The organism is Mycobacterium sp. NPDC006124, from assembly GCF_040614235.1.
Classification (GTDB): Bacteria; Actinomycetota; Actinomycetes; order Mycobacteriales; family Mycobacteriaceae; genus Mycobacterium.
The window spans coordinates 23,296-48,966 of record NZ_JBEXUA010000011.1; the positions used below are offsets into that span (position 1 = coordinate 23,296).

Annotated in this window: 28 protein-coding genes and 1 pseudogene; 4 read left to right on the top strand and 25 right to left on the bottom strand. The window is 68.2% G+C overall.

What is annotated here, in order from left to right; all coding sequences use genetic code 11:
* Positions 1-1,076: pseudogene (locus ABZ195_RS20740) on the bottom strand (hypothetical protein); the annotation flags it as partial.
* A gap of 516 nt (positions 1,077-1,592) precedes the next feature.
* On the bottom strand, positions 1,593-1,835 hold the full coding sequence (locus ABZ195_RS20745; protein ID WP_355221075.1) for a hypothetical protein: 243 nt from the start codon (positions 1,833-1,835) through the stop codon (positions 1,593-1,595).
* Positions 1,836-1,967: 132 nt separating this feature from the next.
* On the opposite strand from ABZ195_RS20745, the gene ABZ195_RS20750 reads away from it, so the two are divergent.
* Entirely contained in the window at positions 1,968-2,495 is a 528-nt protein-coding gene (locus ABZ195_RS20750; protein ID WP_355221077.1) for a hypothetical protein, read from the top strand.
* A gap of 58 nt (positions 2,496-2,553) precedes the next feature.
* On the opposite strand, the gene ABZ195_RS20755 is transcribed toward ABZ195_RS20750, so the two are convergent.
* The 22 genes from ABZ195_RS20755 to ABZ195_RS20860 all read right to left on the bottom strand — a co-directional run bounded on the left by ABZ195_RS20755 (position 2,554) and on the right by ABZ195_RS20860 (position 18,432).
* A complete protein-coding gene (locus ABZ195_RS20755) occupies positions 2,554-2,742 on the bottom strand; it encodes a DUF4236 domain-containing protein (protein WP_355221079.1) in 189 nt (62 codons plus the stop codon).
* 151 nt (positions 2,743-2,893) lie between these two features.
* Positions 2,894-4,624 (bottom strand): DUF87 domain-containing protein, encoded by a 1,731-nt coding sequence (locus ABZ195_RS20760; RefSeq protein WP_355221080.1) that lies wholly within the window; start codon positions 4,622-4,624, stop codon positions 2,894-2,896.
* 222 nt (positions 4,625-4,846) lie between these two features.
* Positions 4,847-5,095, bottom strand: coding sequence for a hypothetical protein (locus ABZ195_RS20765; protein WP_355221082.1), 249 nt, complete (start codon positions 5,093-5,095; stop codon positions 4,847-4,849).
* 110 nt (positions 5,096-5,205) lie between these two features.
* Positions 5,206-5,682 carry a DUF6884 domain-containing protein gene (locus ABZ195_RS20770; RefSeq protein ID WP_355221084.1) on the bottom strand — a complete coding sequence of 159 codons (477 nt, stop codon included), beginning with the start codon at positions 5,680-5,682 and terminating at the stop codon, positions 5,206-5,208.
* Positions 5,683-5,690: 8 nt separating this feature from the next.
* A complete protein-coding gene (locus ABZ195_RS20775; protein WP_355221086.1) occupies positions 5,691-5,996 on the bottom strand; it encodes a hypothetical protein in 306 nt (101 codons plus the stop codon).
* Positions 5,997-6,103: 107 nt separating this feature from the next.
* Positions 6,104-6,436 carry a hypothetical protein gene (locus ABZ195_RS20780; RefSeq protein ID WP_355221088.1) on the bottom strand — a complete coding sequence of 111 codons (333 nt, stop codon included), beginning with the start codon at positions 6,434-6,436 and terminating at the stop codon, positions 6,104-6,106.
* 69 nt (positions 6,437-6,505) lie between these two features.
* On the bottom strand, positions 6,506-7,057 hold the full coding sequence (locus ABZ195_RS20785; RefSeq protein WP_355221090.1) for a hypothetical protein: 552 nt from the start codon (positions 7,055-7,057) through the stop codon (positions 6,506-6,508).
* Positions 7,054-7,296: a hypothetical protein gene (locus ABZ195_RS20790; RefSeq protein ID WP_355221092.1), complete on the bottom strand. Its 243-nt coding sequence runs from the start codon at positions 7,294-7,296 to the stop codon at positions 7,054-7,056. Before ABZ195_RS20790 ends, ABZ195_RS20785 begins: the two co-directional genes overlap by 4 nt.
* Positions 7,293-7,547, bottom strand: coding sequence for a hypothetical protein (locus ABZ195_RS20795; protein WP_355221094.1), 255 nt, complete (start codon positions 7,545-7,547; stop codon positions 7,293-7,295). Before ABZ195_RS20795 ends, ABZ195_RS20790 begins: the two co-directional genes overlap by 4 nt.
* Positions 7,548-7,754: 207 nt before the next feature.
* Positions 7,755-9,032, bottom strand: coding sequence for an AAA family ATPase (locus tag ABZ195_RS20800; RefSeq protein WP_355221096.1), 1,278 nt, complete (start codon positions 9,030-9,032; stop codon positions 7,755-7,757).
* Positions 9,033-9,081: 49 nt separating this feature from the next.
* Positions 9,082-10,245: a hypothetical protein gene (locus ABZ195_RS20805; RefSeq protein ID WP_355221100.1), complete on the bottom strand. Its 1,164-nt coding sequence runs from the start codon at positions 10,243-10,245 to the stop codon at positions 9,082-9,084.
* Entirely contained in the window at positions 10,242-10,430 is a 189-nt protein-coding gene (locus tag ABZ195_RS20810) for a hypothetical protein (RefSeq protein WP_355221102.1), read from the bottom strand. The genes ABZ195_RS20805 and ABZ195_RS20810 overlap by 4 nt, the downstream gene beginning before the upstream one ends.
* Before the next feature lie 120 nt (positions 10,431-10,550).
* The gene (locus tag ABZ195_RS20815) at positions 10,551-11,825 is read right to left on the bottom strand and encodes a VWA-like domain-containing protein (protein WP_355221104.1); all 1,275 of its coding nucleotides are present in this window, start codon (positions 11,823-11,825) and stop codon (positions 10,551-10,553) included.
* On the bottom strand, positions 11,822-12,931 hold the full coding sequence (locus tag ABZ195_RS20820) for an AAA family ATPase (RefSeq protein WP_355221106.1): 1,110 nt from the start codon (positions 12,929-12,931) through the stop codon (positions 11,822-11,824). Before ABZ195_RS20820 ends, ABZ195_RS20815 begins: the two co-directional genes overlap by 4 nt.
* 119 nt (positions 12,932-13,050) lie before the next feature.
* Positions 13,051-13,386, bottom strand: a complete 336-nt coding sequence (locus ABZ195_RS20825; protein ID WP_355221108.1) for a hypothetical protein — start codon at positions 13,384-13,386, stop codon at positions 13,051-13,053.
* Positions 13,387-13,506: 120 nt separating this feature from the next.
* Positions 13,507-13,770: a hypothetical protein gene (locus tag ABZ195_RS20830; protein ID WP_355221109.1), complete on the bottom strand. Its 264-nt coding sequence runs from the start codon at positions 13,768-13,770 to the stop codon at positions 13,507-13,509.
* A 203-nt stretch (positions 13,771-13,973) separates the two neighbouring features.
* Positions 13,974-14,609: a hypothetical protein gene (locus ABZ195_RS20835; protein WP_355221111.1), complete on the bottom strand. Its 636-nt coding sequence runs from the start codon at positions 14,607-14,609 to the stop codon at positions 13,974-13,976.
* A 117-nt stretch (positions 14,610-14,726) separates the two neighbouring features.
* The gene (locus ABZ195_RS20840) at positions 14,727-15,104 is read right to left on the bottom strand and encodes a hypothetical protein (protein ID WP_355221112.1); all 378 of its coding nucleotides are present in this window, start codon (positions 15,102-15,104) and stop codon (positions 14,727-14,729) included.
* A gap of 129 nt (positions 15,105-15,233) precedes the next feature.
* Positions 15,234-15,434: a hypothetical protein gene (locus tag ABZ195_RS20845; protein ID WP_355221114.1), complete on the bottom strand. Its 201-nt coding sequence runs from the start codon at positions 15,432-15,434 to the stop codon at positions 15,234-15,236.
* A gap of 108 nt (positions 15,435-15,542) precedes the next feature.
* Positions 15,543-16,304 (bottom strand): hypothetical protein, encoded by a 762-nt coding sequence (locus tag ABZ195_RS20850; RefSeq protein ID WP_355221116.1) that lies wholly within the window; start codon positions 16,302-16,304, stop codon positions 15,543-15,545.
* A complete protein-coding gene (locus ABZ195_RS20855; RefSeq protein WP_355221118.1) occupies positions 16,301-18,133 on the bottom strand; it encodes a hypothetical protein in 1,833 nt (610 codons plus the stop codon). The genes ABZ195_RS20850 and ABZ195_RS20855 overlap by 4 nt, the downstream gene beginning before the upstream one ends.
* Positions 18,130-18,432, bottom strand: coding sequence for a hypothetical protein (locus ABZ195_RS20860; RefSeq protein ID WP_355221120.1), 303 nt, complete (start codon positions 18,430-18,432; stop codon positions 18,130-18,132). The genes ABZ195_RS20855 and ABZ195_RS20860 overlap by 4 nt, the downstream gene beginning before the upstream one ends.
* Positions 18,433-18,715: 283 nt before the next feature.
* Between ABZ195_RS20860 and ABZ195_RS20865 the strand changes: the two genes are divergently transcribed.
* The 3 genes from ABZ195_RS20865 (at position 18,716) to ABZ195_RS20875 (ending at position 24,761) form a co-directional block, all read left to right on the top strand.
* Positions 18,716-23,407, top strand: a complete 4,692-nt coding sequence (locus ABZ195_RS20865; RefSeq protein ID WP_355221122.1) for a methyltransferase domain-containing protein — start codon at positions 18,716-18,718, stop codon at positions 23,405-23,407.
* Positions 23,408-23,548: 141 nt separating this feature from the next.
* Positions 23,549-24,499 (top strand): hypothetical protein, encoded by a 951-nt coding sequence (locus ABZ195_RS20870; protein WP_355221123.1) that lies wholly within the window; start codon positions 23,549-23,551, stop codon positions 24,497-24,499.
* Positions 24,500-24,638: 139 nt separating this feature from the next.
* Positions 24,639-24,761, top strand: coding sequence for a hypothetical protein (locus tag ABZ195_RS20875; RefSeq protein WP_355221125.1), 123 nt, complete (start codon positions 24,639-24,641; stop codon positions 24,759-24,761).
* Between the two features lie 83 nt (positions 24,762-24,844).
* Here ABZ195_RS20875 and ABZ195_RS20880 read toward each other — a convergent pair whose 3' ends face one another.
* The gene (locus tag ABZ195_RS20880) at positions 24,845-25,591 is read right to left on the bottom strand and encodes a hypothetical protein (protein ID WP_355221127.1); all 747 of its coding nucleotides are present in this window, start codon (positions 25,589-25,591) and stop codon (positions 24,845-24,847) included.
* Positions 25,592-25,671 lie beyond the last annotated feature (80 nt).

A 25,671-nucleotide genomic window follows, 5' to 3' on the forward strand; every position in this document is an offset into this window, starting at 1 on the left:
TGGACGTCGATGTCCAAGCCGCTGTCGTGACCCGGCGATGCGGCCTCGTCGGCGAAGTCCTCGCGCTCGGCCGGGGCGGCGTCGAGGTCCTCGGCGGTGGTCTCCGCACTGGGCAGGACGTCGATGTCCAAGCCGCTGTCGTGACCCGGCGATGCGGCCTCGTCGGCGAAGTCCTCGCGCTCGGCCGGGGCGGCGTCGAGGTCCTCGGCGGGAAACACCGGGGCCGGGGCGGCGAGCTGATCGCCATGGCCGGCCGTCTCGACAGGGGTCGTCTGTTCGACGTCGATGTCCAAGCCGCTGTCGGCACCCGGCGATGCCGCTTCCTCGGCGAAGTCCTCGGGCTCGGCCGGGGCGGCGTCGAGGTCCTCGGCGGGAAACACCGGGGCCGGGGCGGCGAGCTGATCGCCATGGCCGGCGGTCCCGATAGGGGTCGTCTGTTCGACGTCGATGTCCAAGCCGCTGTCGGCACCCGGCGATGCCGCTTCCTCGGCGAAGTCCTCGGGCTCGGCCGGGGCTGCGTCGAGGTCCTCGCCGATCGCCACGGGCGGCGGGACAGTGAGCTGATCGTCGCGGCCAGCCAGCTGGACTGGGACCGTCCGTTCGACGTCGAGGCCCTCGGCGGCCACCAACGGCGGCGGCACAGTGAGGTGATCGTCGGGGGCGGTGGTCTCATCGTCGTTGGGGAGGTCGTCGATGTCGACCGCGGCGACGGGCTGGAGTTTGGTGAAGTCGACAACCTGGTCGTCGTGGTAGCTGAGATCCAGGACGTAGGCGATGTCGACCGGGAATCGCTGCATGCCGTAGTGCGGGGTGTCGCCTGGGCGGCTGGGGCGCATCACGATGTCGCGCACCCACAGGAAGGGCCCGGAGTCGTCTGCGCCGAGGTGTTCTGCCGATAGGGCCGCCGCGTTGACGTCCGGGTTGAGGCGGTGAATGACCTGCTCGTCGAGCCGCGCCGAGAAATACGCCTGGCCATCGGGGCCCGTCCGGATCTCGATGGTCTCTCCGCCCAGCGGGAGCTTGCGCCGTAGCTCGTCGGGGCCTTCGCGGAGGCTGCTGATCACAAACCGTGACACAGGGCAGTACCTCCCTTCACCGGAACGGCCGCGGACTCGGCTGTTGCGGGGGCGGCAACAATGTCGTCGTGGCCGTCGAGGGTGAGATGACGCTGGTCGGAGAGTAGGAGGTCGACCCACTCGACGCCGAGGTGTTCGGTGCGAATGTCGACGGCGTGCTGCCGTAGTCGGGCAGGTAATCGCCTTCTCGCAGATCGTGCACGACGATGACTCTCGGTGGGCGCCGCGGCGCTGGACACCGGCGAACGGTCGTTACCGTGAGCGGTCATCGGCGGTGATCTCCCCTCAGTCTCCTCGTGGGCGCCGGTCCCGAGCTGCGACTGAGGGCTGGGGCCTCGCGTAGTCGCTGGTGACGCGTGGTCTCTAGGTTAGCTGCGGGTTCGGGCGCTTCAGCGTCTCGACAACACCCGATTTCGACGACGGCGCGGACCAGGCGCGACCACCGGTGCTGGAGCTGCATACGAAAACAGCCCGCCCCGGCGGGGCAGGCTGTGTGGCAGCAGGGGTGCGGGGACGCTATGTGGTTCCGTGACCGTGGTCATCGGCTTCGGCGGCGGCGTAGGCCAGTGAAATGAGCTGCGCTGCAACACTGATGATCTGTAGGGCGATGGCGATCTCGGTGCGTCCGGTGAGGTCGGCCAGCGTCGCCAACGACGCGGCGATGTTGCCGAGTACGGAGATGAGCGCGCGAATCGTTGTGCCGAACGCTCTGGTGTTGGAGTTCGGCTCGGGCGGTGGTGCGTGGTGGTTATTGGTCATAGAACCCATTGAAACCCCTCACGACCTGCACATATCATTACTTCTGTCCGCATATCCGGACACTTTGTGGCAGGGTGCTGTGTTATGGGGCGGCGCGCCGACGGGGGATTTTGGTTCAAACGGTGGCCGTTCTTGTCGCCCCTGGACCGCGAGTGGACGTGGCAGGACAGTGAACCCATCACTTCGATCCGGGAGATGCTGGTGACTCTCTTGGAGGGCGAGCTGCGTCGCCGAGATCCGCACGGGCACACACCGGATTGGGAGCTGAGAACCCGCAGCGCTGACGAACTGGCTGTGCTGCGGATGCTGGACACTGTCGAATCTGCACGAAAGATTCTCGACGACACCAAGACTGGGTTGATCATGGAACTCCGCTGGGGCAAGACAAGCTGGGGCATGATCGCGGAGGTGCTGAATCAACGGCGGCAACGGGTGCATGAGAAGTACCAGCCGTTGTGGGCGCCCGATTCAGGGCCGCGTATCTGGTGGGCTCGCGCCGAGTACGAGTTGGACGCAGCCCGTCGTGTCGCTTTCGAGAGGTTGCAGGCCGCTCATGACGACGGTGGCGACGCAGACGAACTCGAGCGGCTGGAGCAGTTCCTTGAGTGGGCCAAGGCGCTCGATCGCACGCCTAAAACCCTTAAACGCCGCTACCGATAACTGAGCACGGGTGCAGGGGGTCGTCTGTCATCACGTCGGCGTGGGACGTCCCTTTCCATCAGTGACGTTGGCGGCGTATGACTTTCGTGTCCCAAATTCCCGTGCCGGGCAGCCGCAGTGTGCGGCGCACGGTGCCGTCGGCGGCTCGGCTGAATCGCAGTGGGCCTGCTCCGGCGCTGACGGACAGGCCTCGCTGCGTCAGGGTGAAGCGGAAGGGTCCCAGGGTCTTGGTCTTGCGGAACTGCATGGTGGTTCCTCCGGTGTATGGGGTGTCGCAGTGGTAGTACCGGCCCTGGACCCGGTTTCCGTCATGCTCGACTGCAAGCTGCACTGAGCGCGCGCCCTAGCTGCGGCTATGGCAGGTCCCCCTGTCGTTGCCATGCGCGTGGGCCGCAGCATTAGAGCGCGAGGTCACCGGCCGTGAGTAGGTCGGGGTTGATACGAAGCTCGCCACGGCCGGTGGCCAGGTCCAGGGAGCGCAGCCGGGAGATGGCGTTGCGGAAGCCGCCTCCGGCGGAGCTGTAGTCGGTGGCGTTGGCGACCTCGGCGATGGGGACGTTGCGGTGGGCGTTGTTCGCCAAGTACTGCAGGATCAGGCGGGGCGCCTTGTCGAGCTGCTGGGCCCACCAGTCGATGAGCCCAGGGCCCGGCGGGGGCAGGGGCTCCCAGCTGCCGAGCGCGAGCCGGCCGGCGTCGGTAATGCGGATATCGCCGCGACCTTCGATCAATCCGCCGCTGCGCAGTGTCGACAGCGCGTTGCGGTATCCACCGCCCTTGTGGCTGCGGCCGGTCAGCAAGGCGACCTGATTGGTGGTCCGCTGGCCGTGCTGAGCGAGCACGGTGAGGATCTGGCGGTGCGCCAGACTAAGACGGGCATCGCCGGCCCCCTCCCCTACTGCCGTTGCCGGAGCGACTGCGGGCTCCGGCGGCGGCTCCCGATCGGGGGACGTGTCGGATGCCCTGGTCATGACGGCTTCCGTTGCGGCGAGGGCTCGTTCGACGGTGGTTGCCGCGGCGATGATCTGTTGGCCGACGTCGCGCAGGCGGGTCACCGCTTCGGTCAGTGCCCGCATCTCCTCGCCCGAGAGCACCGGCACTTCGACGCGCTGCACCTGGGCGACGCGTGCCTGCTCGGCGGCCAGTTGTCGGCGTAAGCGGTCGATCTCGGTCTGGGCCTGCTGGCCTCGCGCGCCGGGGGTCGCCTGCTGGTCCTCGGTGGTGTCGTCGAGCCGTCGGCGCAGTCCGTCGACGTCGACCGGAGCCCAGGTGATGGCGGTGTGCCGGCGCGCTCCCGCTTTCGGGGTGGAGCTGGAGTCGAAGGTCCGGCGGCGGCGCACAGTGATGCGTTGCGTGACCCCGAGCCACTCGGGTGACCAGACCCAGGCTTGCCCGACTGGCAGTGACGGAAGGGACTGCCGGACTTCGCGCGCTTGGCCTTCTTCGGCGTGCTGGGCGACCCATTCGCTGATGGTGTTGACGTCTTGCGGTGCGGTCACTCCGAGTGCGATCAACGAATCAATCTGCGAGAGAACGGTTTTGTGTAGGGCAGCGGCACGTTGGGTGCACAACGTCACCCCGAGCCCTCGAACACGGCCGCGGCGCACGATGTCCTCTGTTGCACCGAGTAGCCGCTCGATTCCTGCTGGGGCTCGTTGCGGCGCGAATTCGTCGGCTTCGTCGATGATGAGGTGCAGCGGTTCGCGGTTGCGCCAGTACAGGGTTTCGAGGAAGTCGGCGGCGAAGGCGCGGCGCTCGGCTTTGCGCATCAGTGACAGATCGAGGACGGCGGGGAAGCGCTGTTGGGCAATGAGTTCGGCGATGACTGCGCCTTGGTCGGGGCGTAGCGCGATGTCGGCGTGGTCTCCGCCCAGGATGACGACGGGGTAGCCGGCCTCGCGTCCGTCGGCGGAGGACCGCAGTCCGTGCCAGACTCCGGTGGGGTCGATGACGCAGATCAGGCAGCCGGCGTCCATCAGTTCTTCGGCGAGCACCGACGCGGTGTACGTCTTTCCGCGGCCCTTCTTTCCGAGGATGGCGTAGGTGGCGGTTACGGCGTCCACGGGCATGGTGAAGTCTGCGGACAGCGCGATCCGCGGCGCGGGTGCGTCGCCGTGCTCGGTGTCGTGCATGTTCCGTGTCATCCCCGTTGACCTGCCCTGATGTGCGTCCCTTTTGAGTATGCACCTGGCGGGCGCCATTCTGAGGGTGCGCCGGCGGTTGTGATCGGCCCTCATGTCGCCGCGAGCCAGGTGCACCCGTCGGCGGTCTCGCGTCCGGGCGCGTCGGACCCGCTCGGCGTAGTGGCTGAACAGCTACGACGGCAGGTCCCCCGCCGTAGGGTCGGGCGCCGATCAGCGGCGCATCCTCGCTCGTCGAGCAGTCGTGTCGTCGAGGGGTACGAGGACTTCGGCGTTGGGATCGTGCTCGACGGTGACGACGGACTGGATCTCGCGTTCGAGGCCTTGGAAGCCGTCGTCGTCGAGTTCGGCGAGCCGGTTCTCCAGGTCCAGCTCCCCTGTGTCGCTGTCGGCTGGCACCTGCACGCGGGCCGTGTGCTGCGAGATCTCTGTCCATTGGATGAGCACGGTGCGCATCGTCATGTGTGGCGTCCCTTCGGAGGTGGGCGACCGGGCCAGCAGGCCGGGCCGTATGGTGCGCCGCGATCAGCGACGCACCTCTAATTATATTGCGCCGCACTGACATTTGCTTCCTACTGTCGATTGTTGCCGAAGCGGCCTGCGGTCCGTAGCAGCGATGCAGCGACACCGCGTTGGTATCCGATACCGGGGGCACTTTCGAAGGCGTTGTGGACGGTGATGTCGGCCAGGGCCGCGTCATTGAGCGTTTCCACCGCCTCAACGAGCACCAGCCGGTAGGCCGCCGGAAGCATCGCGACGATCTCGTCTGGCGGGGTGTGGACGAGTTGGGTGGCGACCTGCGCAGCGGTGATCGAGCCGGGCTGGCCCATTTTGAGGTCGTAGGGCTCCAGAACGCTCGCGGGGTCGACAAGCCCGTGCAGCGCCGAGAGGATGGCGACGTCGGCGGTGCCGCCGCAGACGCGCACCGTATCGACTGCTTCGCTGCGGGCGGCTGACAACATGAGGGCGAAGTGGCTACTGGTGTAGAGGGTTTCGGCGGGAGCTGGATGGCTCAGTTTGGTTGCACCGCACGCCACCAGGATCAGCACGTGCCCACTCACTGGAAGTCCTTGGATTCCATGATCGCCTCGGTGACGGCTCTGCACCGAATGGGGATGGCGATGACGGCCAGGTCCCGGCAGCGGATCTTGACCTTGCGGCCGGAGGTGTCCAGTCGCACCCGGACCCAGCCGCCGGGGACACCGACGACCATCCCGGTGCGCTCTCCTGCACTGTGCCAGTGCGACTCGGGTCGAAGGGCCACGCGGTCGGCCAGCTGGAACTCGCCCAACGAGGTCGCCCAGGCCAACTCGGCGGTGGCCGGGTCTTGGACTGGGGTGTAGTAGCTGTCGTCGATCGGCATCACGGTCTCCCGCCGTTCGGAGTTGGTGACCGGCCTCTCGGGGCCGGCCGTGTAGGTGAGGGGGACGGGCCACTGCGCGGCCCGCTGCCCTGTATGGGCGCTCGGACTCAGGCGGCCAGCGAGGACAGTAGGGCGTAGCTGATGGCGTGGTACTGCTGGTCATTCATCGTGGCGGGCTCACCCGTGTCCGGGTCGACCCCCATCACAACGGCGTCGCCGTAGATCATCGGCACGGCCTCGGGCCCGAGGCCGCTCACCGCCGGCAGGAGCGTCATAGCGGCCATGTTGGGTTCGGCGTCAGGGCTGGTGTCGGCGCAGTACCAGAGTGCGATGTTGTGCCGTAGACCAAGGGTGACGCCGCGGTGCCGGTTCCTCGCCGCGGCGGGCTCGATGTCGATGTTCTGCCACCATCCGTTGGCGCTGATGCGGAGTGCGCGCATGGTTGTCTCCTCCTTGCTGGGCGGGGATCGTCCGGTCGTCGTGTAGCGGGGACGTGCCGTCCCCGCTGGTCAGCGTTGCCGTGGGGGTGTTTCCTCGGTCAGGTGCCCGTCGGCGGTGTAGCTCCAGGTGCGGGCGCGGTGGAAGGGTTTGGGCAGGAACAGCACGTGCGCCTGCGGGCTGCGAGGCGCGACGATTCCGGCTTCGTAGTCGCGGCAGATTCCCATCACCCAGCGCTGCGGCTTGGTCTCGGTCATCGTGTCGGGAGTGATGACGCCGGTCGCGAGCCGGTGTTCGGGGGCGCGTCGGTGCTGTCGTCGGGCGATGTGGGGACACAGGGTCAGTGCCGCCTCCGCGCAGTCCGGGTGCATCCCAGGGTCGAGATATGCCCGCTGCGTGGCTGATTCGGGTCCGCCGAGGAACGCCACCCACCACGCCAGGGGTTGTCCGCAGGAGCCGCACAGCCGCTCACGGGCGCAGCGCAGCACCTGGCTTGCCTGAATGGCCGCGAAATCGATATCGCCGTGAGGGGTTTCGTTGACGAACGGGATAGGCAGGCCGCGACGGCGGTCGTGTGGCCGCGCCGCCAGGGCGGCAGGTAGCACCGGTTGAGGGCGGTTCATCGCCCATCCCCCTCGCTCTGGGTGGCGGCGTCGGTGTCGTCGGCGTCATCGTCGTCGAGCCACCAGTCGCCTTCCTCCTCGGCGTACTGGCGGTCAGCGCAGTTGCCGCACGCTCCGTTCCATCCTTCGCCGTCGTCGAGCGAGGCTGTGCAGCCTTCCTCGTACGGGTCGCAGCAGATGTCGTCGGTGTCGGTGTCGGTGTCGACGTCGGCGCTGTCAGCGGTGTGCGTGGCGGTCATGAGCAGATCCCGGCGAGTTCGTCGGCGTAGATGTCGGTGGCGTGTTCGGCCGCGGCCTCGTCCGCGGCGGCGGCGGCCGCCTCGTCGGCCAACGTCTCCAGCCAGGCGGTAACGTCGTCGATCCGGGCGGCCAGGGCACGGTCGTGGGTGGTGTTCGCGGTGGCCTGCGCGTGGAGGCTGTGCAGAACGGTGCGGGCTTCGTCCGCGGTGAGCATTTCGAGGGGAAAGTCCTCGTCGTCAACGCAATACATCGGTGGTGTCACCCTTCGGGGGCTCTGTGACCGGGCCCGCGGGCCTGGCCGGTTGGTGTGCGCTCTCGGTGTGAGTCGCTGCGTTCAGTGTATCGCGGCGCTCCGACATTTTTCGGCGGCGGGCTGGGCGGTCGGTCGCGGTAGGGGTCTTTGGCATCCATGCCGGAGAAGTACCGCCACCGCAGCCTGATTCCGTCGCCGCGGCACTCAGAATTCCGCGGTCGCGAGCAGCCGGTCCATGACGGTCGCCGCGGCGACGGCAGCCTCGGAGTCGGTCTGGTGCAGCACGTCGCGGCTCTGCTGGTCGACGAGCAGTGACAGGTGGCTACGGTGACGGGACAGCATGACGCACAGCCGGCCCGTCGTCAGGGAGAACTCATCAGCAATGCGTTTACCTGCCATCGGGTGCACAGCCACGACGGCGGGCCGTTCGAGGCCCTGCAGGGCATCTGCGGTCCCGCAGAGCAGGCGCGGGTAATCCGCCAGCATGGCGCGCACCGCCGCGGCCTGCGGCACGTGCGGCACCACGACGGCCAGGTCGTCCTCGGTGACCGGACGCGCGCCGGCGGCGTCGCACAGTTGCGCGCCGTCGAGCAGCTCGCGGACCCGCGTCACCGCGGCGGCGATGAGGGCGGAGTCGGTGCTGCCGTTGGCGACGGTGATCGCCCGGTGGGTCAGTTCCGGTAGCGCCTGGCCGTCGGAGGCGATGTGCTCGGGCGGGCGGCGTGAGGTGAAGGGCAGTTCGGGGTAGAACGCGGTTTGCACGAGGTGGGTGGTGTCGGGTCCCAGCCGCCAGGTGTAGGGCAGTGCGACGGTGTTGACGATCTTGGGGTGAGCGGCGGCGAGCGCGTGTGGGGCGGGGATGTGCGGGCCGGTGGGTGAGCTGGCCCACCGCGTGACGTCACCGGTGACCACGGGGTCGATCTGGCCGGGGTCTCCGACGCAGACCACCTGCGCCGCCATGGATCCGAGCGCGCCAAGGTCGGCGTAGGTGCACTGGTATGCCTCGTCGACGATCAAGACGTCGGCCTTGGTTTTGGATGGTTCGGAGAACAGCCACCGCGCTTTGGTGGCGACCCGGACGGCCCCGCCGCTGTTGGGCCACATCTTGGTCGACCCGTCGAGGATCGGGCACCCGTGGGCGTCGGGCTTCACATTGCCTCGGCCCCAGAGCAATCCGATCTTCGGATGCTCACATACGTTCGATAGCCGCCGGGCGATGTCGACGGCCTGGGCGCGGGTTTGGGCGGCGATACCGACCCGTAGACCGGCGCGGTGTGACAGCGCTGCGGCCAGCAGGACCGTGAGGCGGGTCTTGCCGGCTCCCGGTGGGCTCGGAACGTTGACCACGAGATCTCCGCTCCACACCGACATGAGCACTTGGGCGCTGATCGGGTCGTTGAGCAGTTCCATTCCGGGCCAGGTGACCGCCTTGGGCTTGGGTTTGGGGACCGGTGCGGTGACGGGTGCCGGCGGTGCGTTCACGCCTTCTTGTGCAGCGACAGTGTTGCGCGGCTTGAGGATTCGCATGGTTTTACTCCGTTTCTGCTGCGGCACAGAGGACATCGAGGGGTACGTCGCGGCGACGCAGGCCGGGGGACTTCCCCGAGGCGATCCACGAGTCGGCGCGGAATTGCAACCGGCGGTACTTGGATCGGCCCATGCTCACGGTGCGCGGATTGGGCGGCGCTGGCATCAGGGAGACCCACTGCCCGGTCGACGGGCGGTGTTCTGCGGCCACCCGTGCCACCGTGAGCAGCAGCGCGCCCTTGTGTGCCGTCGCTTCGTGGATGTCTCCGTAGAAGTGGGTGGCCCGGTCGTAGGAGTCCAACCCGCCGGCCCAGCCCAGAACATCTGATCCGATGCGTAACCGGGCGTCGAGGCGGCGGCAGCGCACGGTGAAGGTGGCCTTGGTCGTCTCGACGACTTCACCGCCGGTCACGTGGCCGGTGTGCACGGCACGGTGTCGCCAGAGCCGATCCGACAGCAGCGCCGCCTCCCACAGATCTGCGGTGTCGCAGCGGGCGCGCAACCCCATGGCCGCGACCGGCGGCGGTTCCGGCGCAGTCCAGCTGTAGCCCTTGTCGAACCGCGCGCACGCCTGGGCGAAGGTGTAGGCGTCGTCCTCCCGGATCGGGGCCAACGCGTCCAACGGCACCCCGGCTCCGACGCGTTGAGCCCATTGCGGCAGACCGGGAACCGCGAGCGCGCAACGCCAATGCGCGGTGTGACGTTCGGCATCGGGTGGCGCTCCGGTGATGAACCTCTGGCGACTGTGGGCCAGCAGGTTGACGACCGCGTTGGTGCCCGGATAGCCCGCCCGGTCGATCCACCAGCCGACGACCGCGGATGCCGCGCGGATGCTCGGGTCGGCGTCCTTGTGGTGAGTGCGCGCGATGGACGCGAGCACGGCCAGGGAGGCCCCATCCGGCATGACGAGCTGTGCCGGCGGTGCCGTGGGGTCCATCTGTGCGCCGGCGCGCGCCAGAGCGCGCAGCACTGCCCTGCCCGTGTAAGTGGTGGGCGAGCTGGCCGGGGGTGTGAGAGTGGCTCGGACAGTGCCCTTCTCGGTGGTGTCCGCATCGACGAACACCGCCGCGGGGGACAGCGTGGACAGGGCTTGAGCGACCCGCAGGACGGGCTTGCCCGCTTTCTCGGCGGCGAGGCGTTGCGCGAGGTCGTAGAACTCGACGGTCACTGCGCGGCCACCTTCGCTGCGCGGCACGCCAGCTCCCATCCGTGCTGCAACGCGTGCACCGCTGATCCCTCATCGTCGTCGGAGGGGGTGCCATAAGCGTCGGTTTCGGTCAGGCCGGTTCCGGCCAGCACTTGGTGGGCGTATGCGTGCAGTGCGCCGCCGGGATGGTCGCTGTTCTCAGCCATGGTGGTACCGCCTATCGAGGCTCGGTGACCGGGCTCGCAAGCCTGGCCGGTTCTGGGCAACCCGTGGGGGTCGCGCTACCTAAGAACTGTAGCGCGACCCACCGACATGTTGGGTCGCCGTCAGGAGCCGGCTCCGCTCGGCACCGTGGCGGACAGCGCGAAACGCGGTGTGCGCGTAGCGGCGTGTTCGTTTCCGACGATGACGCACACCAGCTTTGACCGGGGCGGGTGATCGGGCCACGGGGTGTCGCCATCGGAGATGACGATGGTGACGTGCGGCGGCGGTCGCAGGGCGTCGGCGGCGGCGATCCCGACCCGCATGTCGGTTCCTCCGCCGCCGGTGAGCACGGCGTTGTCCACCCGGCTGATCCGCTGCGGGGTTCCGTTGGCGGCGTCGCAGGTGAGCAGGGTGACGCGATCGCCGCTGATACCCGTCGACTTGAGCACGCCGCGGATCTCCGCCATACCCGCGAGCAGATCGGCGTTGGTCATGGACGCCGAGGTGTCCAGCACGATGGCGACCCGCACCTTGGGGCCGCGCATGGACGGCAGGATCAATCCGGGGCTCTGGCGGCGGGATGGGCGGGTGTAGGTGAACTGCACCCGGCCAGCCGCCTCGACGACGGCCTGCCGCGTCACGGACCGCAGCACCCGATGCCAGGGCACTTTGGACGGTCTGAGCACGCCGTTGGCCCACCGTTGCAGCCCGGCGGGCACGGTCCCGCGCCCCTTCCCGGCGGCGTCGCGGACCGCCTCGGCGATCTGCCGGCGGATCAGACCGCCGGTCGCCTCGTCGACGCCGGTCTGCCCGTCCACGGCTTGGGCCGGAGCCAGCTCCCCCGGCACTGGAGCGAGTCCCGCCCCGGATCCGCAGCCCGGTTCCCCGTCCTCAGAGGGGGCGCTGCCACCACCCCCGTCGTCGGGGTCGTCGTCGATCACGTGCGCGTAGTAGTCCTCGGCCAGGCCGTGGTCGTCACAGCCGATCGCTTTCGGTGTGACCACCCCGTCGGGCAGCTCCACACCCGCGTCGAGCAGGTCGTCGTTGATCTCGGCGTCGGCGGCGAGATTCCATGCGTCATGGCTGTACGGCTGCGGCAGTGCCGTCGCGCGTTCGGCGTGCACGCGCAGCACGTGGTTGAGTTCGTGGCACAGCACTCCGCCAGATTCTCGCACCGGCCACGCGTTCTCCCCCACTAGCAGTTCGGGGTCGAGATACACGCGCCACCAACGGTCTACCGCCCAGGTTCCCAAGCCGGGCAGTGCTACGGGAATGAGGCTGAACAGCCCCGCGGCGTAATAGGGCATCTGCTGAAACGCCACGAGCCGCACCACCCGGAACGCCTCGCGTTCCTCGGCGGTCAAAGCGCGAGCCTGGGTGCCGGTCGCGAGGCTCATGCCGCGTCCTCGCTCAGCAACCCGGCGCTCTTGAGCAGCGCTTCGAACTTGCGCATCTCGACCGGGATCTTCGCGTTGGGCGGGCGGAAGCTGGCCAGGGTGCGCGCCGCGGCCGCGGCGAAGTCCTTAACCCCGGCATCGGCGGCGGCACCGAGTGGCTTCCACGCCTTGCGGAACGCCTCGACGGTGCCGCGTTCAGCGGCCAGGGTCACCACGCCGTTGAGGACCGCCCACACGCGATCGGGTCGCTCATGCGCCCAGTCGACCAGCGACGGGTCAGCGGTCACCGCCTCGGGGTCCGGTAGGTCGGCGTGCTGCAACCACTGCACGAATTCCATGCCCGCGCCCTCGCCGACCAATCCCATTGCGAGGGTTTGGATCGCGGGCTGATCGTCGGCACGCACGTAGGCCAGTGCACGGGCGAGCATGTCCCAGCTGCGCTCCGACGGGTAGGCGCGGCCCCGTTCCTCAGGCGATTCGGGGAACTTGTCGAGCAGGTCGGGACGGTGATGGATGAAACCCATGACCGACGAGACCGTCGCGGAGAGGCGTTCGGTGCTGGCGACCACCGCACGCGACACCGGCAGGATGCGCCACCGGGTGCTCATGCCGTGCAGCCAGTCATCGACGGTTGGCTCATAGCTGATGTGGCAGAACCGGTTTGCCATCGGCGGCGCGAGGTCGTATCCGCCCGCCGCCATATCGGGTGGGTTCGCGCCGGCGACGACGCGAACGTCATCGGGCAACTTGAGGTCACCGACGACGCGATCGAGGACGACGGTCAGCATCGGTCCCTGGACGCTTTCGGGCACGGTGGTCAGCTCGTCGAGGAACACGATGCCCGTGCCCGCCTCGACGAGCCGCTTGGCCCATGCGGGGGCCTCCCGCTGTACGCCGTTGCCGTTGGGGTCGAGATAGGGCAGTCCACCGATCTCGGCGGGTTCGTACTGCGAGCCCAGGACGACCTCGCACGGGATGGTCTGGGCGGCGGCGAGTCCGCGGATCAGGCTCGACTTGCCCTTGCCGGGACGGCTCAGCAGCAGCGCCGGGACCTTCGCCATGCCGCACGCGTCGATCACGGTGACGGTGGTGTTCATATCAGCCATTGCAATGACCCTTCGGTTGGTGACCGTCCCCGCGGGGATGGCCGTTTGTGCCGCAGGACAGTGGTTTGCCCTGCTGGGGTGATTCTATCGGTGGGCACCGACACACGCAGCATCGACCGTTACGGGATCAGCTTGTAGCCCGCTTCGGCCATAGCGTCGGCCAGTGTGTTGCCCCAGCCGCTGCCGGGCAGTTCCTCGGCGTCGAACCCGTACTGGAGGTCCTCTCCGGTGATGCCCCACAGGAACGTCTCGACGCCGTACTCGGCACCGCCGGACGCGGCGATGCGCGGGGCGCGGTCCAGCGTGGAGGCGACGACGGTGCCGTACCCGCGCAGCGGCGGATCGAGGACGTACAGACCGGCGTCGCCGAACCATTCGACGACCCGGTGGCCGTCGTGGACGAGTCCGGCGGCCGGACCGACGAAGCGCGCAGATCCCATGGTGTCGCTGTTCATTGTCATCGCCCCTTCGGGGTTGGGTGGCACCACCCTCAGGTGGGGCCGATTCGGTGATCGCACTGGGCGATTCGTGTTGCAGTCGATTTTACCGACGGGCACCGACAAGCAGCTGGGGTGTCACGGCCAGGGGTCGTCCTCCGACCATCGCTCACCCGCTGCGAGGGGGTCGAAGTCGAGCGGTGGGGTCTCCGGGTAGCGGGCCCGGATCTCAGCCATCCGCGGGGCCGTGCGCTCGTGGTATGCGTTCCAATGATGGTCGCAGCGGGTGTAGTACTCCCCGCTTCCCGACAGCGCGGCGCGTGGGAAGGCGTCCCCCTGGCAGCCGCGAGGGCCATCCAGGCAGTCCGAGTCGGTGCCGTAGGTGGTGGTCACGTCGGTCATGGTGTGCTCCTCGGTTGGTGACCGCTCCCCGCAGAGACGGCCGATTCATAGTGCCTGCAATCGCTTTCGCGCTGTGCGGTAGATGCTATCGGGCACCACCGACAACCATGTTTCGCGGCCATCGCCCCGACCCGACAGACCCTTTCATGGTTAGGCGGACGACGGGATCACTGCGGCTGGAGAGGGATTCGCGCCGGTCCGCCTCAGGAGCGCCGGTAGGTGGACTCGAGTTCGAGCGGTTCGCCGGTTTGGGCGGCGGCGCGGATCTTGGCCAGGGCCGCGTCGGTGATGCCGGTGTCGCGGTCAGCGGGGTCCACGTCGAGGCTGCCCAGGATGGCGTACAGCTCGTCGTCGGCCAGATCGCCGGCGCGGTGCAGGGAGATGGCGCCTATGAGGGCTTCGAGCATGACGCGCTCCTCGGGCGCGTACTTGGAGAACTCGGCTCCAGCCCACGCCATGGGCTCGTCGTCGGCGCGCTTGAGCCGGTTGAGTGCGCCGTCGACGTCGCCGCGGAAGCGGCGCAACACGGCGACGTCCTCCTCGCTGAGCGCGGCACCTGCCAGTTCGGCATCGGCATCGGCCAGCCAGCGTTCGAGCATCGTGTAGACGCCTCGGCGGTCGGCGAACGCCAGTGCTCGCCAGAACGTTCGGAACGCGCCCATGTAGCGCTTGTCCTGAGGGTGGCGTGGGACGAGGTGGGAGCGGATTACGACGTCGCCGTGCTTGGACTTGGCTACCTTGCCCACCCAGGCCGGTGTGAGGCGGCCTTCGGGGAAGTCCACCGGCGTTGCCGGCGGGAACCAGGGTTGCGCCGGCGTGTACACGCGGCTGTCGGTCATGATCGAGACTCCTTCGGTATGGGTGGGTCGGGCCGGCGGTGCCGGTTTTCGCTTCGGGGTTGACGGGGCTATCTGCGGCGACGACGCGTCCCCCAGTGTGGCGGCGGTGGCATTCGGTCATAGCAGCCCCTGGGGGCTCAGGTGCAGCCCGAGGATGATGCCCGTCAGCAGGGACAGGACCATGAGGGCGGTTGCCAGCGCAGTGGCCGCATGCGGCCAGTGCCGCGGGTGGGCGGGGTGTGGAGCGATGCGGCTCCAGAAGTCCAGTGCGGCGCGCAAGGACTCGGGGTTCGGTGAGGATTCGCGCATCGCCGTCTGCACCCAGTGCCAGCGCACTCCGTAGGACAGCATGAGCGCGGCGATCTGGGCCCGTAGAACGTCGCTGTCGGCGAAGCAGGCAGTGGTGGATGTGCCGTTGGGAGGTTGGAGAAGTTCGGCGATGACGGGGCCGGGCAGGCCGACGCGGCTCGCCATCTCGTCCTCTGTGAGCTGCATGTGGTGGTTCCCATCGGGGTTGTGAGACTGGGTACGCATACCCGGCCGGTTGCTGTTGTAGGGCGTGGCCGCGGGGGCCTCGTTGTCGTTCACTGTACTGGGCGGGGCGGATCCTCTGGCCGGGTGTCGTCAGGTCAGGGTGTCGGGCTTCTTGACGGTTTCCAGGTGTGCGCACACCTGGTCGAGGGTGGTCATGCTCAGTCCCGCCCAGCGGGCCGATCCACCGTCTCCGAAGTCGACCCAGATCGTGCCCGCCGGTTCCGGTTGCGGTGGCTCCGGAGGGGCTGCCGTGTCCGCGGAGGGTGCGGGGCGGGCGTGCGTTGTGTCCATGGGGCACATCCTTTTTCGGTAGTTGACCTGACACGCGTGTCGGGCCGGATTGTGGAACTGGTGACGGAGATGAGTCTAGTCATGGGCACCGACACGTCCTCGGCTTCGTCAGTCGCGGATGCTCAGCGTGATGATCGACTGCACCGTGTAGGTGCGAGTGATGTTGCCATCCCAGCCGATCAGGATCGTCTGGGCGATCCGCACACCGAGGATCTCCTTCTGTGTCTCGATGTCACCTGCGGCGAAGGCCTCGATGAAGTCGTCGGCGTCAACACCGTCGAGGGCCACTTCGCCGGTCAGGTGCTTGCCGACGTCGAGGGTCTCCGGCTCACCCTCGCTGTGCTGCCCGTGCTGCAGGTCCCCGATGACGTCGAAGTCGATGATGATGGTTTCCGAGGTGTGGATGGGACCGCCGGAGTCCCTCCACCGGCGCGCCTGGTGGGAGCTGATCTTCGCCTTGGACGCGAACTGTTTGAGTCCGCCGGCGCGGTCGATGGCGGCCTGGCGGTCGAGGCGTTGTTGGTCTGCACCCTGCGGGGTCTTTCCCTTCGACGCGTTGCGGGTCACGGTGCTCACCGCGGGCCGCTTCCCGGTCTCACGTTCGAGGCGCTTGCGCATCTCATCGGTGCCGCGACGGCGCGCCTCGGCTCGCCTCTTGGCTTCCGAGACTCCCTGCCAGCGTTGGGTTTTGCTCAGTTCGCGGAACTTGCGTTCGACGAGCGCGCGCACGGCCGCGCCGAAGCCCTTGCCGCCGCCGGCCGACGACGGCTGCGCCCCTTGACCGCCGCTGCTCGGCGGTGGGGTAGCCGCAGGGGTCGGCGAGGGTGGCGGCGTCGGCGGCGGCGTACTGGCGAAGCGGCCCTTCTTCACTGGTCCGCGCCCTCGGCTGTGGTGTCCGCTTTGTCGCTACTGGTCCACTTGATGCGGTATTTGCCGTTGGCAGTGGACTTCTCGTCGAGGATCTGCGGATCGGTGCCGGCGGGCAGTCGGTAGATCCACGCGTCGAGTTCGGCGGCGATCGGGTAGAGCCCGTGTTGGGTGGCGATGCCGGCGGCGTAGCGCATGGCGCGGAACCGGGTGTCGGCGCGGATCGCGGCGTACCAGGCGGGCTGTTGGTGCTCGCTGTGAAAGGGGGGCCACTTGCCGCTGCCCATGCGCCCCAGGTAGGTCGTATAGATGGCCTTGATCATCTGCTGGTAGTCGAGCCGTTCGGCGTCACGGGCTTCCTGGAGCTTGCCGCGCAGGGCGTCGGCCCATCCGCGGAGCAGTCGGGACTGCTCAGGCCAGACCCACGCGGTGTCGATGTCGAGTTCCTCGACGCCCAACCCGGCGCCGCCGGATTCCACCGGCGCGGTCAGGTGCTGGATGCTGCGGGTGGTGACCCACAAGGTGGTGGGTTCCTTCCAGTGCATGCTCGGGTGCGGCAGCGGCAGTTTGGTGGTCAGTCCGTCCATCTGTTCAGCCGGGGGCAGGTGCAGCCGCCACAGACCGAACGGGGGACGTTGTTGGTTGAAGACGTCGACCTTGATCTGCTGCAGCTCCTTGGGCTTGCCGAAACCAAGTTCAACCTGCCCTGCGGAGGCGAGGTAGGCCGCCCGCTGATCCACCTGGACGTCCACGGAGTCTTCTCGGCCTCGATGCGGCCGGTGATCCCACTTCACCGGCAGCGTCGGCTCCAGATCGGCGCCGGCTTCGACGCTGACTTCGGTGGGAAGCGGGCAGGCTTCGATCGCCTTGGTCCGACCCGATTGCCGTTTGCGGTCGAGGAGCTGCGCGCCGACGTTGGCCCACCGCGATGACGGCACGAGACCGGCGTCTCCCACACCGGCAAGCCATGCGATGCGGTCGGCGAGGAGCTTGACGGCCTCGGCCTCGTCCTCGGGCAGTTCGGTGGGTGTCCCCTCCTTGCCTGCCACGCCCATGTCACCCGGTTGCTGCGGTGGCGGGTCCAGATACAGCAGCGGCACCAGCACGAGTTGCGCTTTGCGTGTCGTACCGTCGTGGTCCTCGAAACGGCATGTGAACCAACCGGATTGGCTCCACGTCACTTCGCAGTGGAACGTTGTGGCCACCAGACCGGCGAGATCATCGGGCGGCAGGTTGTCCATCGGAACGCCGAGCGCGATGAGCGCTTCATAGGTGAACCACACCTGCGGCTGCTCTTTCGGCTTCGGGCCCCAGTTCCAGACCAGGAACTTGTGCAGAGCGTCTCCAGCGGGCATGGGGCCGGCCACGACCGCGCCGGAGGGCTTGACGATGCCCCTGCTGGTAACGATCGCGACGCGGCCGTCGGCGACGATCGGGACGTCGGTCCACTGCCGGGTCTTCGGCACCCAGGGGGACGTACCGTCATCGCTGGTGTCGGCCTGTTCCTGGCCCGCGCTCTCGGCTTCGGCTGCAGTGTCGAGGATCCGCTCCTCGTAGTCGCGGACGGTCGATTCGAACCATCCCCGCCAGAAACCGGCCTCACGCGCACTGTCACCGATCGTCATGTCGGAGGCGGGGAAGTCGGTGGGCAGGGCGCTGCGTCCCAGCCGGGCCACTACCTGTTGGCGGGACAGGCCGGCGAGGTCGGTGGGCGTGCCCTTGGCCTCGATGTACCACTGAAGGATGTCATGGGTTTCGGCGTCCGCGTCGATGCGATACGTGCGTCCGCCGACAGTCAGCAGATAGCTGACGGGATCTTTTGCCTCGGTCATCGCTGCTCCTTCCGGGGCGCCGGGATGTGCACGGACAGAGCGTCCGGTAACCGGCCCTTCCTCCAGCGCTGGCGAAGTGATTCGACGGCACTGGCCGTCCGCCCGATCTGCACAGCCGCCTCGGGCACGGTCAGTGCCAGATTCAGCGCGATCTTGGCTTCGTCGACGGTCCACGGTTTCTTGACGTTCTTGGCGCGGCCCGGCACCGCGGTACGCGCCGCGCGGCCCTCGATGTAGCGTCGCCGCTCCTGGCGGCGCCCTTCGGCGAACCCGCTGTCGCCGTCGTAGGCGGTGCTCACGCGATCACCGCCACGCACGCCTCGGGAGCGGTTGCGGTCAGTGGTGGCGTGTGGCCCATCGGTGGTGTCCCCTTCCCTGGGTTGCCGTCACGAAGAGCCTAACAGCCCTCAGGTATAGAAGTCGTTAAGACTGAGAGGTATTCTGTGTGCAACGCCGCGCTGGGCGTCGTCGACCATGTTGTCGGAGCCCGCCGCTACAGTGCTTAACGCACGCCGGAACACGTTCTGGCACTACGAAACGGCTGGCCTTGAGGGGCCGGTCACCGAACCGAAAGGTGCTCCCATGGCTCCCACTCTTTCCGCCGGCCGCGCCGCAGTCCACGCCGTGCACGTCCTTAAGACTCTGCCCCACGGCGCCGCCCCCGACGCTGAACAACGCGCCTGCCTGGAGCAGTTCCCAGGATGGGGCGCGGCCTCTCCACTGTTCGACCCGCAGCCAGCCACGTCGTGGGCCGCGCTGGCCGACGACCTCGACGATGCGGACCCCGCAGCGATGAAGGCCGCCTCCCGCGTGGTCGACACGTCGTTCTACACCCCGCCGGCGTTGATCGAGCACATCTACCGGCTGCTGCAGCGCGCCGGCTTCCGCGGCGGCGACGTCGTAGACCTCGGGTGCGGCAACGGCCGCTTCCTGCGCCACGCCCCGGCCGATCTGCCCATCGGCTACACCGGAGTCGAGGTTGACCCGACCGCCGCGCGCATCGCCGCCGCCCTACACCCCGACGCCACGATTCTCCATGACCGCCTGCAGCAGGTATCGTTGCCCAACAACCGCTTTGACGCCGCCGTCGGCAACGTCCCCTTCTCGGCCGCCAACGTCTCCGATTCCGCGATCGCCTTCTACGGCCCCTTGCACGAGTACTTCCTGGTGCGGGCCGCCCGCGCGGTGCGACCGGGTGGCTACGTGGTGATGGTGACCTCACGGCACACCATGGATGCGGCCACCGGACTGTCCCACTCGTTGCGCAAGCACGCCGATCTGCTGGCGGCCATCCGCCTGCCGGCGGGCTACTTCGCCGGCGAGGGCACCGATGTGGTGGCCGACGTCCTGGTGCTGCGCGTCCGCGCCGCCGACGAGGCGCGGCAGGGGTGGGACACCCGCCAGCCCCACCACTACCTGACCGGCCCCGACGGGCGGGGTCGCACCGACTCAGCTCGAGTGAGCGGTTTCTGGGCGGCACACCCCGAGCTGGTCGCCGGCACGATGCGACTGACCGGGTTTCATCAGAACCCGGTCACCGTCGCCGCCGACGACCCGCACGCGGCGGTCGCCGCCGCCTTCACCTCCGCCGACCGTCTGCTGCTGCCCTACCCCAGCGACGCCGCAACCACTGCCGACTTCTCCAACGTCACGCTCACCGACGCCGAAGGCCGCAAAGAGGGTTCGTTCCACCTCGTCGACGGCACGATGACCCGCGTCGTCGACGGCCAGCTGCAGCCCGTCACGCGGCCCAGCAAGGAACTCCACGCTCTGGTCGCCCTCCGCGACGCCACGGTTGACCTCGTGACTGCTGAGGCCGACTGGGACACCCCTGATACGACCCTGGACCCGCTGCGAACCCGTTGCCGCGAGTCCTATCTGGCCTACGTCGAGCGCTTCGGCCCGCTCAACCGCGGCACGCTCGTCGAGGGCAAGACCGACCCCGACACCGGCTTGCCCAAGCTGAGCTGGCGCACACCTGCAATGTCCGGCTTCCGTGGCGATCCGGATGCGGCTTTGGTGTTCGCGTTGGAGCGGTTCGATCAGGAGACCGGCGACGCGGCCCCCGCGGCGATCCTGGAGCGCCGCGTCAACCGGCGCCCCGTCCCAGTCACGCGGGCGGACACGCCCGGCGAGGCGATGGCCGTGTCCCTCGGCGAGGGCCGCGGCCTGGACCTGGCCCGCGTCGCCGAGCTTCTGGGGTTACGCACAGCCGAGGCCGCATTCGCCGCTCTCGGAGATCTGGCCTACCGCGACCCCGCCACAGGGCATGTGCAGACCGCACGCGACTACCTGTGTGGCGACGTCCGCGCCAAGTTGCAGGATGCCCTGGCCGCAGCGGCCACCAATCCCGCCTACGAGCGCAATGTGACTGCACTGCAACAGGTCCAGCCGCGCTGGCTGGGCCGCGACGAGGTGCGCATCGAACTGGGCTCCCCGTGGGTGAGTGCCGGCGACATCGAGGGCTTCTGCCGCGAGGTGTTCGAAGCGTCCTGGGTTCGGGTCCATCACATCGCCCCGTTGGCGGCGTGGGAGGTCGAGGGCAACGCGCACAACATCTCCGCCGACGCCAAAATCACCTACACCACCACCCGCAAGTCGGCGTTCGACCTGCTGCAGGCCGGACTGAATAGCACCTCCCCCACCGTGTACGACGAGGTGTACGACCACGCCGCCCGGACGACCCGCCGGGTCCGCAACGCCGACGAGACCGAGGCCGCGCAGGCCGCGCTGGCGGCGATCGAGCAGCGATTCTCGCTGTGGGTGTGGGAGTCACCGCAACGCGAAGAGCGTCTTCTCGATCGCTACAACCACGCGATGAACTCGCACGTGCTGCGCTGCGACGACGGCTCGTACCTGACGTTCCCCGGCCTCGCCGACGACCTGCAGTTGTGGTCCTGGCAGCGCGATTTCGTCGATCGCGCCCTGTCGGTCCCGGTCGCCTTCGCCGCCCACAGTGTCGGATTGGGTAAAACGCGTACCGCGATCGCATTGTGCATGACGTTGCGGCAGTTCGGGATTGCTAACCGGCCGCTCTACATCGTGCCCAACCACCTCATCGAACAGGCACAGCGAGAGGCCTTGCAGACCGCGCCCGCCGGCAAGATCCTCGTGGTCACCCGCGAGGACCTCACCCGCTACGGCCGGCGCCTGTTCGCCGCGCGCTGCGCCACCGGCGACTGGGACATGGTGATCATGACCCATGAGACGTTCGCCTCCATGCCGGTCCCGCCCGAGGTAGAACGCGAGTGGCTCGATGACCAGCTCGCCGAGTTGGAGGACTACAAGCGCAGCCAGGGCGACAACGGCAAGCGCATCGCGGCGGCCGTGCGCTCGTTGGAGGGTCGCGTCGAGCGGCTGCGCGACGTCGCGACCGACGCCGACGCGATCACCTTCGACATGCTCGGCATCGACTATCTGGCCGTCGACGAGGCCGACCGGTTCCGCCGGCTGCCGATCACCACACGCGCCGAAGGGTTCAGCATGGGGGCCAGCAAGCGGGCCACAGACCTGCTGCTGAAGCTGTCGATGCTGCGCCGCGCCGACTCCTCGCGCCCGTACGCGAGCCTCTTCACCGGAACCCCCTACACCAACACGCTCGCCGAAGCGTATGTGTGGCAACGCTTCTGCGACCCGGACCGCCTCATCGCATCCGGCCTGGGCCACTTCGACGCGTGGGCGGCGCAGTTCGTGCGCTACGAAACCCTGATCGAGGTCAGCCCGGACGGTTCGGGCTTCCGCAGCCGTCGCCGTCCGGTCGTCATCCAGAACGTGCCCGAACTTAGGACCATGATCGGGGCGTTCATGTCCATGGCCCGCAGCTCGATGACCGACCTGAAACTGCCGACACCGCACCAGCACACCATCGTCGTGCAGCCCACGGACAACACCCGTGCGTTCATGACCAACCTGGTCAAACGCGCGGACGACCTGCGCGCCCGCCGGGTGCAGCCCGACGCCGACAACATGTTGGCGATCTGCGGCGACGGCCGCAAGGTGGCCCTGGATCCCAACCTGGTCGGCTTCAGTGAGGTCGCACCGAAACTGGAGGCCGTCGCCGACCAGGTGGCGGCGATCTATCACCGCACCCGCGATTCGGTCTACGCCAATTCGTCTGCGCCGGGTGCATTTCAGCTCGTTCTGTGCGATCTGGGAACGCCACACCCCGGCGATGCCCAGAGCTACGGCAGGATCCGTGCCGGGCTGATCGCCCGCGGCGTGCCGGCCGAGCGGATCCGCTTCATCCATGAGGCGACCAGTTCGAAGGCGCGCGAGGCGCTGTTCGCCGCCTGCCGCGACGGGCGTGTGTCGGTGCTGTTCGGCTCCACCCCGACAGTTGGTGTGGGAACGAACATTCAGAACCGCATGGCGGCCTTGCACCATGTGGACCCCACCTGGACTGCGCGGGATTGGGATCAGCGCAACGGCCGTGGTGTGCGTACCGGGAACCTGCACGACGCCATCGACATCTACTGCTACGCGGTGGAGGGCTCGTTCGACGCCTACATGTTCCAGCTGGCCGAACGTAAGAGCCGCGGCTTCGAGCAGCTCTACCGCGCCGACAGCGAGGTACGCGAGATCGAGGACCTGGGCGGGGACGGAACTCTGACCTTCGGCGAGCTCAAGGCCGCTGCCGCCGGCAATTCGCTGCTGCTGCGCCAGCACGAGCTGCAGGTCACCGTTCGCAAGCTGCGCCTGAAGCACATGACCGCTCGTCAGAACGTCAACGCCGCACTGCACGCCGCCGCCGAGGCCGAGCGTCACGCCGAGGCTCTGCGGTCGCGTGCCGAGCGTCTGGCCGAGCTGGTCGACTACCGCTCCCAGCTGGCTCAGCTGGACTTGTCGCGTTGCGCCGAGGCCGCGGTGAACGGCAACGGACATCGGGCCCGCTGGTCCAGCGGCCCCCTGCTGGTGGAGATCATCTCCGAGCGCGGCGACCAGCATGTCAAGGTCAGCTTCGGCTACCGGGTGCTGTGGACGCAGCTGGTGCCCGCCAAGGTGCGTCGTCGCGGTACCGAGGCGCTGACGGCCTGGTCTCACCAGCTGGTGAGCGCCTGGCTCGAAGGCGCGGCCGGTGAGGCCGCGGATACGGCGGCTCGCGCACAGCTCGCAAACGATCGGGCTGAACAGTCACGCACGGCCGCGGCCGGCACCGATTTGTCCGCACCAGCCGATCTGGTCGCCGCGGAGGCTGAACTGGCTGAGGTCAGCGCAATCATTCAGGCCGAGATCCTCGACGCCGAGTCCGGACCACGTGGTGAGCAGGCCGCCTGACCGTGCGGTGTGGGACTGCCCTTCGGCAGTTCCACACCGCCTGGGCCTGCGCCGATGCCGCGTCCCCACCCCCGGTGGGCGACCTGAGCCGGTTAAGCTCGGCGCTGTGAGGCTGCCGGGGTGCGCGCGGGGAAACACGCCATGGTGAAGCGCAAGAGTCTGCCGTGGGCGCCCAACAATGTTCCCGACATCCGCCGGCAGTGGTGCAACGCTCTGGACAAGCTCGTGGAGCACCAGTCCTCCGCCCTTGCCGGGCCGACGAGCGCCTCGACCTCGGGTGAGCGCCGGCTGCAGCGACTGCAATCCAAGCTGGCCGAGTCGCTGAGTCAGATGAGTGCTGAGGCCGACGCAATCCGCAACAGCGCGGAACTGTACTGGGTTTCGCGCGACATGGTGGACGTCGCCCTTGACGCCGCGGACTCCCTGCCGGAGTGGACACCGGCGATCGCAGCACCCGCACCCACTGGATTGCTCTGCTGGGCCAAGCCCGCCGGCAGCGTCCCGTGGAATGCATTGAGCCCAACCGATCCCACTGAGGTCACATGGGACGGCCTGTGGTGGTGGTCTCGACCCGACGGAGTACTCCAGCTGCAACCGCTGTCGCGCCTGGCCAAGCAACCGGATCTTCTCAACCCCTACCAGGTGACCTCGCCGGTGTGGGCGACGAACCCGACACTGCTGCTGCAACCGCTCGTCCCACGCACCGCCGAGGCAACTCGTGCAGCGGACGCCTCTCCCTTGGTCAGCGTCGTGGGCGCCGCCTGGCTGCTCATGGGCCAACCCACGGTCACTGCGACCCGCGTCTTCGACGACGCCCCGCGAGCACGAACGCAGGCCCCCGAACCGGCCACGGGCAATCCAGACCGGGTGAGCATCATCGAGCTGCGCCGCCCCATGAGCCCGCCTCGCGAACACGATGGTGAGCACCCCGAACGTCGGTACAGCAGTCGGTGGTGGGTCGGCGGGCACTGGCGCCAGCAGGCATGCGGGCCCAACCACGCCGACCGTCGGCCGAAGTGGATTGCTCCGTATGTGAAGGGGCCCGAGGGCGCTCCGCTCAAGACCGACCGAGTTCACGTGTGGCGTCGTTGAGGCGGAGTGCTCGCACGTGGGTCACGCGGGACTTGCTCCGCGGCAATCGAATTACGCTCTGGTAAATCTCGACTCGACGGCGGCCGCCCGCAGTGAATCCACTAGCCGTGGTGACGCGACTGCTCAAGGGTTCACCGCGATGTGCGGCGAGATCGACTACCTGCAGCCGGAGGACGTCGCTGCAGCGGTCATCTACATCGTCACCAACCCCCGCCACGTCGCAGTCAACGAGATCGTCATCCGGCCCACCGAGCAGGCGTAGGCCAGGAGTCCGATGTGCTGTCGGCACTTGCCCTTACCAGCCGCATGACGCCACTCAGAGCGTGACACCCGTTGCGCCGCAGGCTAGTCGACGGCCTGCTTGTACGTGTCTAGCGCACGTTGGATGGTGTTGTTCCAGCGGTAGTCAAGGCGCGCCTCGTCGACGAATTGGCGGTTGTCCTCGGCGCTGAACTGGCGGCCGGTGCCGCGTGGATAGCGCTGTTCGGGTTCGCCGGGCGGGGCCCATCGCAGTGGCGGGTGGGTGGCGATGAAGTGGGAGATCACCGCGAGCTGCCGCAGCGGTTCCTGTAGACCGTGCAACCCTGGGCCGTAGATTTCGGTGGCGGTGGGTAGGCCGGCCCCGAACGCCATCGGTGCGAGGTTGCGCCGTCCTGGTTGACGGGCGTCGGTGATGGCGTCCCAGACGGGTTGGGCGATCATGGCCATGACCACCGGGTCTCCGTCGAGCAGGGTGCAGGGCGGGTAGGCGCCTCCGTAGAGGTCCGAGCAGGTGGTGGTGCGCTCGACGAGGTAGAGCAGCGATTCGATGGCGATGTCGGGGTCGAACCAGATGGGGTCTCCGGCGTGGGTGTAGTCGTGAGCATGGAACCGGCCCCATCGAAAGGCGTTGGTAAAAAACGTTGTTAGGGCCTCGGTGTGATAGGTGTCCTTGATGGCGTCGAGGCTTCCGTACCCGTCGTAGGACCCTTGGACGCCGAGCGAGATCGGGTAGTAGTAGCCCCCGGGATCGCGTCGCAGCAGAACGGCGGTCGCGTCGATGCTGGTCATATTCACTCCGGTGATCAGGCAGGCGGTGTCATAGAACCCCATACACCTCTCCCTTTCGTAGTGTTTGCTATACTCTAGTCTTGGTTTGCCCGACAATGGCGTCCTGCATCGCTACTTGCGCT

What these genes read in the sequence shown, in the direction of transcription:
- ABZ195_RS20745 (WP_355221075.1), bottom strand. Translation starts at nt 1,835, where the DNA reads ATGACCAATAACCACCACGCACCACCGCCCGAGCCGAACTCCAACACC.
- ABZ195_RS20755 (WP_355221079.1), bottom strand. Translation starts at nt 2,742, where the DNA reads ATGCAGTTCCGCAAGACCAAGACCCTGGGACCCTTCCGCTTCACCCTG.
- ABZ195_RS20760 (WP_355221080.1), bottom strand. Translation starts at nt 4,624, where the DNA reads ATGCACGACACCGAGCACGGCGACGCACCCGCGCCGCGGATCGCGCTG.
- ABZ195_RS20765 (WP_355221082.1), bottom strand. Translation starts at nt 5,095, where the DNA reads ATGACGATGCGCACCGTGCTCATCCAATGGACAGAGATCTCGCAGCAC.
- ABZ195_RS20775 (WP_355221086.1), bottom strand. Translation starts at nt 5,996, where the DNA reads ATGCCGATCGACGACAGCTACTACACCCCAGTCCAAGACCCGGCCACC.
- ABZ195_RS20780 (WP_355221088.1), bottom strand. Translation starts at nt 6,436, where the DNA reads ATGCGCGCACTCCGCATCAGCGCCAACGGATGGTGGCAGAACATCGAC.
- ABZ195_RS20785 (WP_355221090.1), bottom strand. Translation starts at nt 7,057, where the DNA reads ATGAACCGCCCTCAACCGGTGCTACCTGCCGCCCTGGCGGCGCGGCCA.
- ABZ195_RS20790 (WP_355221092.1), bottom strand. Translation starts at nt 7,296, where the DNA reads ATGACCGCCACGCACACCGCTGACAGCGCCGACGTCGACACCGACACC.
- ABZ195_RS20795 (WP_355221094.1), bottom strand. Translation starts at nt 7,547, where the DNA reads ATGTATTGCGTTGACGACGAGGACTTTCCCCTCGAAATGCTCACCGCG.
- ABZ195_RS20810 (WP_355221102.1), bottom strand. Translation starts at nt 10,430, where the DNA reads ATGGCTGAGAACAGCGACCATCCCGGCGGCGCACTGCACGCATACGCC.
- ABZ195_RS20815 (WP_355221104.1), bottom strand. Translation starts at nt 11,825, where the DNA reads ATGAGCCTCGCGACCGGCACCCAGGCTCGCGCTTTGACCGCCGAGGAA.
- ABZ195_RS20820 (WP_355221106.1), bottom strand. Translation starts at nt 12,931, where the DNA reads ATGGCTGATATGAACACCACCGTCACCGTGATCGACGCGTGCGGCATG.
- ABZ195_RS20825 (WP_355221108.1), bottom strand. Translation starts at nt 13,386, where the DNA reads ATGAACAGCGACACCATGGGATCTGCGCGCTTCGTCGGTCCGGCCGCC.
- ABZ195_RS20830 (WP_355221109.1), bottom strand. Translation starts at nt 13,770, where the DNA reads ATGACCGACGTGACCACCACCTACGGCACCGACTCGGACTGCCTGGAT.
- ABZ195_RS20835 (WP_355221111.1), bottom strand. Translation starts at nt 14,609, where the DNA reads ATGACCGACAGCCGCGTGTACACGCCGGCGCAACCCTGGTTCCCGCCG.
- ABZ195_RS20840 (WP_355221112.1), bottom strand. Translation starts at nt 15,104, where the DNA reads ATGCAGCTCACAGAGGACGAGATGGCGAGCCGCGTCGGCCTGCCCGGC.
- ABZ195_RS20845 (WP_355221114.1), bottom strand. Translation starts at nt 15,434, where the DNA reads ATGGACACAACGCACGCCCGCCCCGCACCCTCCGCGGACACGGCAGCC.
- ABZ195_RS20855 (WP_355221118.1), bottom strand. Translation starts at nt 18,133, where the DNA reads ATGACCGAGGCAAAAGATCCCGTCAGCTATCTGCTGACTGTCGGCGGA.
- ABZ195_RS20865 (WP_355221122.1), top strand. Translation starts at nt 18,716, where the DNA reads ATGGCTCCCACTCTTTCCGCCGGCCGCGCCGCAGTCCACGCCGTGCAC.
- ABZ195_RS20870 (WP_355221123.1), top strand. Translation starts at nt 23,549, where the DNA reads ATGGTGAAGCGCAAGAGTCTGCCGTGGGCGCCCAACAATGTTCCCGAC.
- ABZ195_RS20875 (WP_355221125.1), top strand. Translation starts at nt 24,639, where the DNA reads ATGTGCGGCGAGATCGACTACCTGCAGCCGGAGGACGTCGCTGCAGCG.
- ABZ195_RS20880 (WP_355221127.1), bottom strand. Translation starts at nt 25,591, where the DNA reads ATGGGGTTCTATGACACCGCCTGCCTGATCACCGGAGTGAATATGACC.